Raw genomic sequence first — 15,228 nt, 5'->3', positions numbered from 1 at the left:
TAATCACATTTTATTCAAAAAAATAACAAAAAAAGTTGGCAAAATAAAAAAAATTAAGGGGGTAAAGGATATTAAGGTGGGGAAATACTTAACACAAAAAAATAATCCATATAGTGTTTGATTTAGTCAAGAAAGAGAATTGAAAAATATCTCAAAAAGAATATTTGTATTATATTTAATCAGGATAATAAAAATATTTGGAGTATCATGATAAAAATTCATATTATGAAAAAGTTATTCAAAAAAAAGGTGCTTTGTTTTGATTAAAAATCAGAGTATTTATATTGTTAAATATTATACTTTATACAGGAAAATAAAATCATAAAAAAAATTGTAAAAGTAGTAAAAGTGAATAGCAACTGTCTGTAATAGACATCTCCAGAAAGGGTTCTCAAACCCTTGCCCCACCGTTCTAAAATTGGCATTTTTGGAGAGGTCTAATACTATTTTGAAAAAAAATATTACAAATGAGCATCTAAAAACCATTGCCTGATATTATTTTTTCTACAGCAGCCACTTCTAAAATTGTTATAATACTGTTTCTCAAAAGTAATGCTATTCTATTTTTGGAAGGTAGTAAAAATAACTAGAAAAATAACAGAGGTTTTTACCAAAGAAAAACTGCATCAATAAATAGTATTTAGAAATAGAAAATTTGACTATAGCAAAATTTTTTGAGAAATAGTATTATACTTATTCATCACATAAAAAATCACTATCTAGAATTACTATTTGGAAGAGCTGGCGATCGCTCCAATAAAGATACTAACAGCAAGTACTTGAGAAATTGTAAAGAGGTTTCATTTATCAATAGATAACAACGACTATTACTTTATTAGCCAAGCTAGGAGAGAAAAAGTAAAAAAATTGAGAGAAGAAGAAGAAAAAATTGGTAAAATATATAGACCCATAAAATTTAGTACAGAAAATTTAGTATTTATAGATGAAACTCGTATAATTCTGGTTTAACAAGAACTGATGCATGCTCATGCTAAGAAAACTAGGATATATGAAAATAAGGTATTTTATCAAGGTCAAAAAGTTAAAGTAATTGCTGTAACAAATATGAAATAAGCAGTAGCACTAATGACAATAAATAATTCAATAGATAATAAAGAACTTCATTCTATTTATTGAACATTTTTTGCTACCAGAATTATGGTCAGGAGCAGTAGTTTTCATTGTGAATTAATTCTATACACAAATGATGCCATATTAAACATTATTTTTTAACCCCTTTTCTAGAGTGCACTTTGAGCTATAAGTTATAAACACCTGACAGTTAAATACTAATTTTCATTCTCTATTCCCCATAATTTTATTTTTCACAAAGTTGCCGATCACTCTGAGAAACATGAGGGTTAGTCCGTAAATAATCACGAACCCAACTACAACCTTGATCTAACAAACTATCCAAAGCCAAATCCCACAAAATTACAGTTTTATCTCTACTACCAGAAGCTAACAACTTACCATCAGGACTAAAACTTACACTCATCACACTATCCTGATGACCGTTCAAAGTTTTTAATAAACTACCATCATAAAGACTCCAGAGCTTAACCTTACCATCATAACTAGATGAAGCAATGGCCTGACCATCCGGACTAAAACTCACACTGGTAACACTATCGCTAGCACCCTTCAAAAAAGTTCTGAGCAACTCACCGTCAAGACTCCAAAGCTTAACCGTATTATCATAACTTGCTGTAGCGATCGCCTGACCATTTGGACTAAAACTTACCCCCAAAACCCAACCACTATGAGCATTAATAGTTTTTAAAAGCACACCTTTTTGAGTCCATAGTTTGACGGTGCCATCATCGCTAGCAGAAGCGAGTATTTTGCCATCAGGACTAAAACTGACACTACTAACCCATTCATTATGTCCAACTAAAGTTTTCAGCAGCTTACCTTCCCGGTTCCACAACCTTATCGTTTTGTCTTTGCCACTAGAAGCAATAACTTGATTATTTGGACTAAAGCTAACACTCAGCAAACTATCAGTATGTCCTATAAGATTAATACTTTTAGAGGTAAAATCAATCAAGTAATCATCTGTGTTCCAATTCCAATCAACACCAACAGTTATGATCTCATTTTGCAAGCACTGTAGAAGTCTACATTGAACTTTTACTTGATTATCGGCAGCGATCTCAAACCAACTTTGGTATTTTAGTTCTTCAAGAAACTGACGTGGCAGTAAAGAAAAATTTCTAGGAAAGAAGGAAGTAATTTTTCCCCAGGGAACAAGACAAAAACTCCTCGCATTTAGAAAACAATTTAAATTAGTTGACAAAAAATTCTCTAAAAACTTTACCTGTTCTACTAAATATAACTTGTTTTTTTCATTCTTGAGAGTAAAAAGCTGATGATTTTTGCCTAACAATTGCCAACTTTTAGGATCTTCAAGGAATTTCCAGTTCCAGATTTGATTTGGAGAATTGAGGTACCATAACTTTACTGTATTATCATAACTACCAGAAGCAAGAATCTGAGCATCTGAGCTAAAACTAACACTTGCTACTCTATCAGTATGCCCCTCAAGATTATTTAATAACTTACCTGTGGGACTCCACAATTTAATAGTATTGTCTTGAGATGCAGAAGCCAAGATTTGACCATCTGGACTGAAACTCACACCAAGAACTCTATGTTTATGACCTTGTAGAACATTTAGAGAATCGTTTTTGAGACTCCAGAACTTAATAGTTTTATCATAGCTAGCTGAAGCCAGAGTTTCGCCATCAGGACTGAAAGTAACCTGAGTAACTGTGTCTCCATGACCCGAAAAAGTTTTCAAGAGGGTTCCGTCTAGCTGCCAAACTTTGATAGTTTTGTCTGTACTAGAGGAAGCTATTATTTTTCCATCAGGAGAAAAACTGGCATTGATAACTTGTTTTTTGTGTCCTGTTATTGTTTTTTCTAAAATCGGTATATTTCTGAAAAAACGCCAAATTTTGACTGTTTGATCTCCGCTTGCTGTCACCATTCTCTTACCGTCAGGAGAAAAATTGGCACTGTAAACTGGGTAATTATGATTTCCAGCTCCATGTTTTAAGGTTTTCAAAAGCTTCCCATTAAGATTCCACAGCTGTACAGTTCCATTTGCATTAGCAGCAGCAATCATTTTTCCATTTGGACTAAAGCTAACCCATTTAACTACTGATTTAGTCCTAATTGTTCTAAGTAATACGCCCGTATAGTTCCAAATTTTGATAGTTTTGTCAAGTGAACCTGATGCTAACATTTTATTATTCGGACTAAAGTTGATTGTTACCACCGAATCACTATGACTCTTGAGAGATAGAGGTTTCATTTCTAGTTGCTGAAGATCCCAAATTTTAACTGTGGAATCATGGGAAGCTGAAGCCAAGTATTTCCCATCCGAACTAAAGCTAATTTTGCTCACCCTATTTTTATGATTTGTTAGAGTTTTTTGTAATTTGCCATCTCGACTCCATAATTTAATAGTTTTATCTGCACTAGCAGAAGCAATTAAGTTTCCTTCAGGATGAAAGATGACACTCCAAACTATATTATTATGTCCTTCCAAATGGTTATATTTGTTCACTCCATAAACTGCTTGCTGAAGAGAAGCTGCAATTCGATATTCTGTATCATTTGAGAGATTTTGTTCTCCTAATAATTGTTTTATCTTTTGCCATTTTTTACCTGCTTTAATACTTTCTATCAAAGCATCAAATTTATAACCTGAAAAAAATAATGCTTCTGAAAAAGCAGTCATGCTATTAATATCTGCACGCTCTTTTTGAGCAGTTGCTACTTGTTTTTGAAATCTTGTTTTCTGCCAAAAACCCAGTGTAGCAATAGTTGACATTGACATTAATATAATTCCCAGGATTGCTACTGCTAGTTGTCGTTTTAAAAGTATATTTAGTTTTGCTTGGCTAGTTATTTTATCTGTTTCTGCCTTGTTTTTAGCAATTTCAGCATTTTTTATCTCTACCTCAGCCTGCTGTAATCTATTTTCTAAGTCAAACCTTTTACGGATTGGTTTTACTAGATAATCGTGAACTAGCTGGTAGTTTTTTTCATTGCATTCTTGCCGAATAAATAATAATCCTGAATCTACTAATATTTCTAAAATTAAATTTAGCAATCCTTCTATCTTTTCATTATAATTAATTTGATTTTCGACAAATTTACTAGAATCAACATTTACTAAAAAACTTGTTTCTATACATGTTTTTACTATTTCTAATAACTCTTTTTTTGTACGAGTAGCTCTAGTTAAATTATCATTAGTTAGTGCAAATAAAACTTGCATAGTAGCTTCTTCATTTTCCTGACCACAATCTATAATTACTTGCTCTAAAAAATTTTTTATTAGTTTTGCTTTCGCTTTTTTTGGATTAATGTCAAACTTTTTTTGAAATTGATCTAAAGTTTGAATCTGAGGTTTTTCTTCTTGCAGTTGACTTCCTACTACTTGTAATTCTATTGGGCGAATTTGCTGTTTTTCATCTGCTAAACCATCAACAATTACATCAATCAATTGAGGTTCTAAATTAAATTTAGCTCTCTTTGTTAAACATTCTATAACAGTATAAGCATCTTCTCTAGAAAAATCTCTTAAATGGTAACGGATATCTTTATCTAAGATATTATTATTAATAACATCTAGATCGCTGATAAAGTCCCATTCTAATAAATAATGTAAATAATCTTCTCTCATAGATAAGATTACTTTCACAAAGGGTAGGTTTAGACAATTACATATAAATCTGTAGAAAACTTCTCTATCTTCACTACTATTGTTAAAAAAGAAAAATTCTTCAAATTGATCAAATACTATTACTGTTAATAAATTATTCTCTGAATTGTTTTTTAATTGAGCTATAACACATGATTCTATACACTGAAATTCATCTTTAAGTTCAGAATCATAAGTTTTTTCTACTTCTGAATTCAAATTTTTTCCTCTTATAGAAAAAATTGATTCTTGATTTTTTATATAATCTTTTTTGAGTTTGAAGAGATTATTATTATTTCGCAACTTACATTTTTTTTGTAATGATTTATTGAGAGAATATGCTAATACTTCTAGCCAATCATTATATCTTTGTACTGCTACTAGTACTGTATCTCGTGCTGAAATACTAATATTTTTTAAAGCTGGTATTAATCCAGCATTAACTAAAGAACTTTTTCCTACACCAGAACGACCATGAATAATTGTTAATTTACAGTCATTTCGACTTATTCTTTCCAGGAGATTATTAATATCTTTTTGACGACCAGAAGCAGTTATTTCTGAGGGTAAAGTATTTTGGTAATCTAATGATTCTTTGATATAACTTTGTTTTTGTGGTTGTAACTGAGATGCGCCAATAAAAGCTAAAAGTCCGTACTGATGCGCAATTTTTCTTTGAGCTTTTTTTAAGCGAAATGCTTGTAAATATTTTCCTTGATTATAATAAAGTGATCCCAACTCCGTTAACAGCTCAATGTAAAGTTTTGGGTCTCTATTTTCCTGAGTTTTCAAACTATTTTTAATTGCCTCTTGCTCTGTTAACTCGGCAATTTCTAAATACTCAATAGCTTCTGCTTGACGATATAAATTTTTGAGACTTTTTGCTAATAATAACAGGTATTTATTTTTTTCCGTTGGTAATGTTATATCTTTAGCATAAAACAAAATATTAAGGGCTCTTTCAGATAGCTTCTGAGCCTCAACCCAATTGGATTTTTGTAGGGCAACTTCTGCCAAAAAACCATAATCTTGTGCTATTTGTAAATCATTTCCATATTTGTGATGTAATTGTAGTCCTTCTAAGGCAATAGCTTCTAATTCTCCCCAAGCTTTCATCTGCTTTATAGCTTGTCCTAATGTTGTAATTACCTCAGCTACCAAGACAAAATTATTCACTTCTTCAAAAAGTTGTTTTGATTCTTCAAGCTTCAGTTTTGCCTTTTCTAATTCTTGATAATTATCTAAGGGGTTTTGGGTAGATTGCAGATAATAACACAAGGCAATATTATATAAAACTATTCCTTTTTGTTCTAGGATAAACCTCTCGCTAATTATTGATGATTTAGGATACTCTAATGACCCAATTTTATACTCCCATAAATTTAGACTTTCTTGATAATGTTCGAGAGCAGAATCTATATTGTTGTTATAGAAGTAATCTCGACCAATAATAAATTCTATCTTTGCTTTAAGAGTTGTTTCTAAATGCTGTTCACGTTCTTTTAAATCTTTGAAAGCTAATTGAATTTCTTGATGTTTATTTTGAGATAACTTCTTACCATAATAACAATTAGATTGATCGAGAAAACTAGGGACTAAAAAATTATATTTTGTAGAATTTGATGATGATTTTATTAATTGTTGTTGTTCATTTGCCGATTCATTTATCCAATAACTATCTATTGCCATTTTTAGTAAATGTATTAAATCGGAAGTCGCAAACTCAAATTTAATTGTAGCTGCTGCCCAACTTTTAAAATCAGGTGCTAATCTAATTAGTTTAGCCAATAATTTATCTGTAATCCACAAAATTAGAGGAAAGCTAAATTTTTTCCTAAATTCGTCTCTTACCTGATTAGTCGATATTAGTAGTTCATCTATTGCTTCTACTTTATCTAAGTTTAAGATCATTACTGCAGGAGCTTCGGGGAACTTTTCTAATTGTTGATCGATAGTTGTATAAAGAGTAGTGACAGTTTTTGATAATACTATTTCTTGCAGTTCTACTGATAACATTTTTTTCACTTCCATCATCATTCTTTGCTGGAAGTGTTGGTAGTTACAGCAGGCTAAAATCAACGAAAACTGTCCCTGAGAAATGGTGACAGATCTCATCAATCTTGTGAGCGATCGCTTATTATAAATAATACTTTCTTCCGGATATTTTAAAGGTTCCATAGGAAATTTAAAAGTCAAAAGTTAAGATTAAGATTTTATTGGAGCAAAGCTTTGACCCCCTCAGTCATGTCGGGAAATTATTTCACATATATACATATATAGTTTAAAACTCTATTCCCTATTCCCTCACTCCTGATAATTACTATTAACCCAACTAGCATATTTTTTAGTTTCTGCCAACAATGGATTAATTCCAAACCAATGACCATCCCGATCTCGATATTCAAAAACAAACATACTTCTGAGTAAAGCTTGGCATTCTTCTTCTCCTGTTACTCTTTGATTTTGTACTACTTTAAATAGCAACTCCCATTCGTCAACAGTAATAGCTCTAGTTAGATCATCTCGATATTCCTGAATCACATTTTCTAAACATTCACTAGAAAAAGGAGGATCTTCTTGTTGCAGACAACTATAGAGCAACATTAACAGTTTTCGCATGTGACCCCCACTAACTCGACAAAGTCTATCAAGGGTTTCTGAAGTTTCAAATAGAGCGGGAATAAATTCTAGACGTTTTTGGGATGGTATTTCTGGAAAAGCTCTAGCTAATACCATTTCTCGTAATAATTTTATTCCTGTCTCATAGTCATTTGGGGCTATTGTCGGTTTTTTAGACCTAATCTGTACAGGCACCATTGGTAATATTTTTGGTTTCACTCCAAATCGACTAGATAATCTGCCATAATCATTAGAGAACATTAATGTAAGAGGAATTGTGTAGACGACATGACAGTTGAGTTTTTTGAGTTGCTCGCCTCGGTCTACAAATAAATATTCTGGTTGAGTACGTCCCCAAGATTTGGGTGAGTTATCTACACGGTCTAGATTATCAACAATCACAACAAGTCCTTTTTTATCTCGTCTCTTGAGCTCTATATTGGTACGTTCTAATAATTCTTGATTGATTGATTCTAGAATAGTGCTAGTTCGGGGTTCGAGGTATTGTCTTAACTGAGAACGTAGTTTAGGGGAATCTTTGGTTTTAGCAGTAATTTTAGCAATACCAACAGATAGCTCTGCTTCTGCGGAAAGTTCTATGGGAGTTTGTAACAGTTCTGATATTTCACCAAATAACTTTTGGAAGTAACTTGGTTTGATTTGAATTTTAGCTTGTTCCATGCTTTCACTGACTTGACGAGCAATCGCTAGCAAAATATCGCTAATATCTACGTCTCCCATATCTAAGTCTTCTGAAGACTCAAAGTAAACAACATGATATCCTTGTTTTTCTAATTTATCTTTAAGTCGAAATAATTCGGTAGACTTACCACAACCTATGTGGCCTGTAAATAGTTGACAAGTCGGCTGATTTCCTGATAATAGTATTATAGTTCTTTCTAATTCTTTAATTATATCGCTACCTCTAACACTGGCAAAATCTATATAATATTGCTGATCTTCTGCATTTCCTACTATCAAGGTCTTGCTTGGATTACAAGCTTTATAAAATCTAATTAAGTCTAATTTACTCAAGAGTTTTTTTACCTCCATATATAAATAAAAAGCAATATTGTGTAATGTTGCTTAGTACTATTTTCCTGAATTCTTTGAATCTATACAAGGGGTATGTCAATACCTAGGGGTAAAACCATAGATTATCCTCACCCTGCAATAATCAATTATCAGTTGTCAGAAAATTACTAAAGAAGGCTCAAAAAATTGATATTTTTACTGATATTTTTCCCGTTAGTTAAGACGAAAAATAAATAAATAGATAGTATAGTTATTACTCATCTCCCCTTATCTTATATCCGGATAATCAGCCATTAAAAAACTTTTTGTGGTAAGTATCTTTGATTCCCTTGGTGATTCCTGACTCTAACTACTAAGGGTAGAAAAAAAGTACATAATTGTGAATGTTAATTATACTATTCTAGTAGCTTAAAAAGAACATCTCTTATTCATAAAAGAGCGGTTATCTCTATTAATATCCTTTTTTTTTAGAGATTTTTTTAACTTAAGTCTTTCTTACAAATGTTCTATGTAATGTCTCTAACTTATAGTTATTTAACTTAAGAATGAGACATTAAACTACACAATAATCACGGATGATTTCATCTAAGGGTGTATTTGAATGAGCATAAATTCTGGCTCTCTTTAAGGCACTAAAATTATGTTCAATATTATTCAAATCAGGAGAATACTTAGGGAGGAATATGACCTGATAACCTCCATCTTCAACTATTTGTTTAATCACTGTTTTTCGATGAATTGGTGCATTATCCATAATCAAAACTGATGTGATGGTTAATGATGGTAATAAATATATTGATAACCAGCCTTCAAAATCTTCTGTATTCAAACTTTCTGTGAATATCATTGGTGGAATTAAATCTTTTTTTCCTTTTCTTCTACCAGGGACTAAGTTTTCTCTTTTTCTCCTCTTTCCTTGCCTATCTCCATAAATTTTTCCCCCTTTTTTACCACACATAAATACAATTTAGAAATTATTCAAGTCCTAACTCCAAAACCAATACTAAACTTGTAACCCCATATATTTTGATTAATTTCGGTAAATCATCATAATATTTTATCCATTATTATCTACTACTTTGTGCAATAACGTACTTCTTTTTTTTCTGGCTATTTTCATTTTTTTGATAGCCTTAAAAATTGCAGTATTTTTCAGCTTTCTGTTTTAATCTAGTTTCTGGATTTTCTTGTCAATTTATTGACAATTCTCTTATATCTAGCGAATGCTAGATATATTTTACCTTTGTTGCTGACAGCTCCTTTCTCTCAAGCCATCTGTACATTGACGCTATTCCTATTCCAAACACTTACGTCGCTTTGGTGACTCTACCGCTATGTTCTATTATTACTATTACTTTTTGTCTTAAATCTAAACTATAAGCTATGATTTATACTCCCATATCTTCTCTGTTCAATCTTACACTCTTTTTGTTTCATTCTTAAGTTAAATAGACTATATTTAACAAATATTCCGAGCTACTTAATATAAAGTACAAAGATTAAATTTAAAGTCTAAAGATTCAATTGGACATAATATTACCTATTCTGTGCCTTTACCAAAGTATTTTTTCAGTAAGCTCTAATTGATGGGAGTTATGAAACATTTATACTGAATTTAACAACTACTTTTTTAGAGTTTGCTATTGTTAGCCATCAGCTCTCAGTGAGGTTTAAATTAATATAGTTTAGTAAACAGAGATAGCTAAAACGATTTATTCTTCTAGTGGACCAACACTAGAGCTTAGTGTCAAACTTGTATCCTGAGTATTGACAGCTAAAATTTAAGCTGTGAAATGTATTTAAAAATCTTTCACCACACACCATTTTAGATGAAACATTCTATTAGAGTGGGCTAGGGGTAAATTAATAGTTAAACTTGATAGTAAGCTGCTATGGTTGGTGTGAACCAAAAAATGTAGCCTTTGAGTATCCCTTTAATATTTATTTTATAGATATCTTCTAAGTAAATGGCTAATAATATTGGATCAGTTTCTGAATCAGATTTAGTAAGTCGTAGACAAAAATTACGGCTTCAACGACGTTTAAAGTTATTAGTTATAGTATGGCAAGTACTAGCAGTTGGTGGTTTAGGTGCAGCTTTACTTTGGGCAATTACTCAACCAATTTGGCTAATAACTAAACAAGAGCAATTAACCGTAGAAGGTAATCAATTGCTTTCAGACCGAGCAATATTGTCTCTAATTTCTTTAGATTATCCTCAGTCTCTTTGGGTAATTAAAACACAAATATTAGCTCAGAATTTAGAGTCACAGAGTCCAATTGCTAAGGCAAGAATTAGCCGTCGTTTATTTCCCCCAAGTTTAAATATTAAGATTATAGAAAGACGTCCTGTTGCAATTACTCAATTCAAAAATCAGGTAGGTATTAATAACTCACAAAAAATGGGGTGGTTAGATACTCATGGAAACTGGATACCTCTTGAGAGCTTTTCTGCTCTTGAAAGAACAGGATCTTTACCTACTCTAAAAGTAATTGGTTTTACTGGACAGTATCGTCAATATTGGCATTCTCTATACCAAAGTTTAAGTCGTAGCCCTGTTAAAGTATTTGAGATTAATTGGCAAGATCCAGGAAATTTAATTTTGACAACTGAATTAGGAATAGTACATCTCGGACCATACAGCTCTAGATTTAGTGAACAATTAAATGTCCTAGACCGGATGCGAGAATTACCTAATAAAATTGATGTTCGCCAAATGGCCTATATCAATCTTAAAAATCCAGACTCTCCTTTAATTCAGTTACCTAATAAATTTAAAGCAATTAAAATTCAGTCAAATTAAATCTATAAAAATTCACGAAAGATACCCTTCAGCTAGCTAAGAACAAAGAAAAATTAATAAACATACTCAGATTCTTGGATTATAGTACAACATATTTTAGAATATGATTCATTAATCTATAGTTAAGAGCTATCCTGGTAAACTATAAACCGACTGAGAGAAAAAACTGTATATCTACCATCTCCAATAATGATAGTTAATAATAAACAAGGGGTCAAATACTATGAAAGTCCCCAATATCAAGGACAAGGAAATTTTCCATTGCCAAACAATGTATCTAACCCATTTCGTAATAGCTCAGGATTTTATGGAGAACAAAATTATGACCCCAAAGGTATAATAAAGGAAGAATCCAGGAGTGATGATATTGTGCCAAGTAATACGGCAAAAATTAAAGTAATTGGCGTAGGAGGAGGTGGCGGCAATGCTGTTAACCGAATGATTGCTAGTGAGGTATCTGGTATAGAATTTTGGACGGTTAATACAGATGCCCAAGCATTAACTCTCTCACGCGCTCCTAAACGCTTACAACTTGGACAAAAGCTCACAAGAGGTTTGGGGGCAGGGGGTAATCCCGCTATTGGTCAAAAAGCTGCTGAAGAATCTAGAGATGAAATAGCTAATGCTTTAGACCATCCAGATCTAGTATTTATTACTGCTGGAATGGGAGGTGGTACAGGTACTGGTGCAGCTCCAGTTATAGCTGAAATTGCTAAAGAAGCAGGTTCTTTGACGGTGGGTGTTGTGACTCGCCCTTTTACTTTTGAGGGACGACGCCGAATTACTCAGGCTGATGAAGGAATTACTGCTCTACAAACTAGAGTAGATACTTTAATTGTGATCCCCAATAATCGTTTGCTATCTGTAATTAATGACCAAACTCCAGTACAGGAGGCTTTCATAATTGCAGATGATATCTTACGTCAAGGTATACAGGGAATTTCAGATATTATTACTGTACCTGGATTAGTAAATGTTGACTTTGCTGATGTTAGAGCAGTTATGGCCGATGCTGGTTCGGCATTGATGGGAATTGGTATGGGGTCTGGTAAGTCTAGGGCAAGGGAAGCAGCAAATGCGGCAATTTCTTCTCCTTTGCTTGAGTCTTCCATTGAAGGAGCAAAAGGGGTTGTATTTAATATTACTGGTGGTACTGATTTAACTTTACATGAGGTTAATGCTGCTGCTGAAATTATCTATGAAGTTGTAGATCCTAATGCTAATATTATTTTTGGGGCTGTAATTGATGATAAACTTCAGGGAGAAATTAAAATCACTGTCATAGCTACTGGTTTTAGTGGGGAAGTACAAACTCAACCTATCCAGGAAAAAGTACAACCAAGACGACCAGTACCAAATCCTACCCAGAATCCTAATTCTACACCAGAACCACAAAGAAAGTTGCCAGGATTAGATATTCCTGACTTTCTGCAAAGGCGACGAAATCCATCTAATAAGTAAGATTAAAGCAAAGGAAATTTCTTGATATCTAACTCTCTATAAATTATATTAATTGTTATGGCTGATTTTATGGCATCAAGTATTCCTGTTGCTTTGACTATTGCTGGTTCCGATAGTGGCGGTGGAGCAGGCATTCAGGCGGACTTGCGTACTTTTGCTTTTCACTGTGTTCATGGTACAAGTGCTTTGACTTGTATTACTGCTCAGAATACTTTGGGAGTGAATAGGCTTGATGCTTTGTTGCCAGAGGTGGTTAAAGCTCAAATTGAAGCGGTTGTTCAAGATATAGGTGTTCAGGCGACTAAAACAGGAATGTTACTTAACCAAGATATTATTTTGGTTGTGGCTGAGGTGTTGGAAACTTTAAGTTTAAAACAATTGGTGGTAGACCCGGTAATGGTATCCCGTGCAGGTGTTCAGTTGATTGATAATTCTGCTGTGGCTGCTTTACGGGATTTTTTGCTTCCAAAGGCCAGTATTGTTACTCCTAATATTTATGAGGCCCAGATTTTGGCGGGTTTAGATATTAACAATATTAATGATATGAAATTGGCGGCTGAGAAAATTCATAAGTTTGGAGTTAATACTGTTCTGGTTAAGGGAGGTGCTCTGAAGCATAATTTACGAGGAGTAGATGTTTGGTTTGATGGGGAGTCTTTTGAAACTTTGAAAACTTCTACAGTTGATACTAATAATACTCATGGTACTGGTTGTACTCTTTCAGCAGCGATCGCTGCCAATTTAGCTCAAGGACAAGATTTATTTTCCGCAGTTACAATGGCTAAGAATTATGTCACAAGTTCTCTACAGTATGCTTTAGAAATTGGTCAAGGTCAAGGCCCTATAGGGCATTTTTTTCCTTTGCTCTTAAACAATTATATTAAGAGCAGTTGACCTCATTTGGGGGAAGTAGGTGGGGAAATTGGTTAGGATTAGTATTTTGGTCTCCTAGTTCTTAAACATACTAAGAACAACAAACCCTGATTAAGTCTCAATAATAATTCGTGGCAAATTTAACCACATCAAAGCTTACAATTTAAATCTGTAAGCATCATCAATTAGACTGAGGATAATTGTAAGCATTGTTTTGCTGTTTGATGGTAAGAAAATTGTGGTTGATAGTTTGGAGAATTTGCCTTACTCGCTCTTCTCACTATAACAACACCAATGTCTATTTTTTTTTAATTTACCTTAACTTATAACTAACCATATCTTTTGTTTTGATGTCTTTTAGCTCTTAGTTGGGCAGGAGTATTCTCTTGTTACACAAGTTACTAAATATGTACTTTATAGTGGGAATTACACAACTTTTAACCTCAAATATAGCCCAAACTTTTTCTGTGAGAGGCAAAAACGAATACGATTATTAGTTAACCAATTAAAAAAACGGAAAGATATAGCTGTACGAAAAACTTTATCAGCATCAGTAAATATCTTCAAAGGTTTATTCCTACATTACCTTTGTTATCCTCCATTTAGCTTATCCTAAGTGATAAAATTATAAGCAGTTACATACTAATATAAGATGTCTATCTTGTCTCCATTTATTTCTTACTTGATATTATTTTAATCTCAGCCATCATAAGCCTCTCTCAGTACAAAACCTCTATCCAGTTTCTGTTTGAGTAGGTATTTGCTATCCATTCAGATGTCACTTTTTATCTTTCAATATTGGTAATAAAATAATTAATTTCTGTTGCTTTTTCTATATAAATAGAATTCATATTGAAGAGGTGAAATTCAACCTTTAAATTTACTCACCCAAACTATTTTTAGTTTTTCTACACTTAAGATAACTGGCTAAAATTATTTTATTGGTCTAATTTTAGAGGGCTTCATCTCTTCTAGCTTCTATTTCTTGAGATAATTTTTGTTTAACTACTATTTTTAAATTTTTGGTGATGCCTCCGCGCATATTTTAATTCCCAGTCTTCAAGTTTTTTCAAAAATCTTGTATTATTGCTTAATCCAGAATGAATTAAGACTATTCTTAAACGATGAGCTCTGGTCAGAGTAAAGTCTAAAAGTCTATAGCTCTGGTCAGAGTAAAGTCTATTTATACTATTCCTTAATCCTGTTTTTTCTAAAAAATTTTATCATCTTTGAGCTCTGGCAAAAAACTTAAATGTTGATCTAATTTACCCATTTCTCCAATGTATTGTTCCTACTCCACAAAAAACGATTTAGTTTGAGAAGGTTTATTCATTCTTTCTAGGCGAGGTTGATTGATTTTAGTAGGTTCCCAAGGAGAATCTGGGATTAAATGATGTAGCCAGTTATAAACTACTCCAATGGATTTATTGGCCATTTAGAATATATTTTTCCTTTAACTATCTCCTAGTAATCTACCTATACCATGACAGAGAATCTTATTTTTTGAGGTGGATTTTTCCAAGAATTGTCAAACTATCGGTACCATCTTTAAAAGCAAGGAGGCATGGCATTAGGAGTTGTTTGTCTCATCGAATGAAATCTTTGAGGTAAAGTCCTTATTGAACAAGCATCATAGACTAATTTTACTCAGTAACTTTTTTTAAAATTATATTAAACTTTACTTTTTAAATTTTGTCAAGTTATTTAGCAAATTTTTTG

Annotated in this window: 6 protein-coding genes and 1 pseudogene; 3 read left to right on the top strand and 4 right to left on the bottom strand. The window is 32.5% G+C overall.

All coding sequences use genetic code 11. The features are described 5' to 3' along the window. Nucleotides 1–1,318: 1,318 nt before the first annotated feature. From TERY_RS25675 to TERY_RS31185, 3 genes and pseudogenes are all read right to left on the bottom strand, one after another. The gene (locus TERY_RS25675; protein ID WP_196797113.1) at nt 1,319–6,913 is read right to left on the bottom strand and encodes a hypothetical protein; all 5,595 of its coding nucleotides are present in this window, start codon (nt 6,911–6,913) and stop codon (nt 1,319–1,321) included. Between the two features lie 108 nt (nt 6,914–7,021). Continuing rightward, nucleotides 7,022–8,389 carry a P-loop NTPase fold protein gene (locus TERY_RS18095; protein ID WP_011613148.1) on the bottom strand — a complete coding sequence of 456 codons (1,368 nt, stop codon included), beginning with the start codon at nt 8,387–8,389 and terminating at the stop codon, nt 7,022–7,024. 535 nt (nt 8,390–8,924) lie between these two features. Continuing rightward, nucleotides 8,925–9,756: pseudogene (locus TERY_RS31185) on the bottom strand (IS630 transposase-related protein). A gap of 582 nt (nt 9,757–10,338) precedes the next feature. Between TERY_RS31185 and TERY_RS18085 the strand changes: the two are divergent. The 3 genes from TERY_RS18085 to thiD all read left to right on the top strand — a co-directional run bounded on the left by TERY_RS18085 (nt 10,339) and on the right by thiD (nt 13,530). Then, on the top strand, nt 10,339–11,175 hold the full coding sequence (locus TERY_RS18085; protein WP_011613146.1) for an FtsQ-type POTRA domain-containing protein: 837 nt from the start codon (nt 10,339–10,341) through the stop codon (nt 11,173–11,175). Nucleotides 11,176–11,364: 189 nt separating this feature from the next. Continuing rightward, nucleotides 11,365–12,636, top strand: a complete 1,272-nt coding sequence (ftsZ, locus tag TERY_RS18080) for a cell division protein FtsZ (protein ID WP_011613145.1) — start codon at nt 11,365–11,367, stop codon at nt 12,634–12,636. A gap of 57 nt (nt 12,637–12,693) precedes the next feature. After that, nucleotides 12,694–13,530, top strand: a complete 837-nt coding sequence (gene thiD, locus TERY_RS18075) for a bifunctional hydroxymethylpyrimidine kinase/phosphomethylpyrimidine kinase (RefSeq protein WP_011613144.1) — start codon at nt 12,694–12,696, stop codon at nt 13,528–13,530. A gap of 1,270 nt (nt 13,531–14,800) precedes the next feature. Here the strand turns inward: thiD and TERY_RS33515 are convergent. Next, the gene (locus TERY_RS33515; RefSeq protein ID WP_155994484.1) at nt 14,801–14,944 is read right to left on the bottom strand and encodes a hypothetical protein; all 144 of its coding nucleotides are present in this window, start codon (nt 14,942–14,944) and stop codon (nt 14,801–14,803) included. Nucleotides 14,945–15,228 lie beyond the last annotated feature (284 nt).

Source organism: Trichodesmium erythraeum IMS101, assembly GCF_000014265.1.
Taxonomy (GTDB): Bacteria; Cyanobacteriota; Cyanobacteriia; order Cyanobacteriales; family Microcoleaceae; genus Trichodesmium; species Trichodesmium erythraeum.
Note: the sequence above shows the minus strand (reverse complement) of the source record. Positions and strands in the feature narration are given on the sequence as shown.

Bases quoted from the DNA above. Each gene is read 5' to 3' on its own strand.
- TERY_RS18095 (WP_011613148.1), bottom strand. From the start codon at position 8,389: ATGGAGGTAAAAAAACTCTTGAGTAAATTAGACTTAATTAGATTTTAT.
- TERY_RS18085 (WP_011613146.1), top strand. From the start codon at position 10,339: ATGGCTAATAATATTGGATCAGTTTCTGAATCAGATTTAGTAAGTCGT.
- ftsZ (WP_011613145.1), top strand. From the start codon at position 11,365: ATGATAGTTAATAATAAACAAGGGGTCAAATACTATGAAAGTCCCCAA.
- thiD (WP_011613144.1), top strand. From the start codon at position 12,694: ATGGCTGATTTTATGGCATCAAGTATTCCTGTTGCTTTGACTATTGCT.
- TERY_RS33515 (WP_155994484.1), bottom strand. From the start codon at position 14,944: ATGGCCAATAAATCCATTGGAGTAGTTTATAACTGGCTACATCATTTA.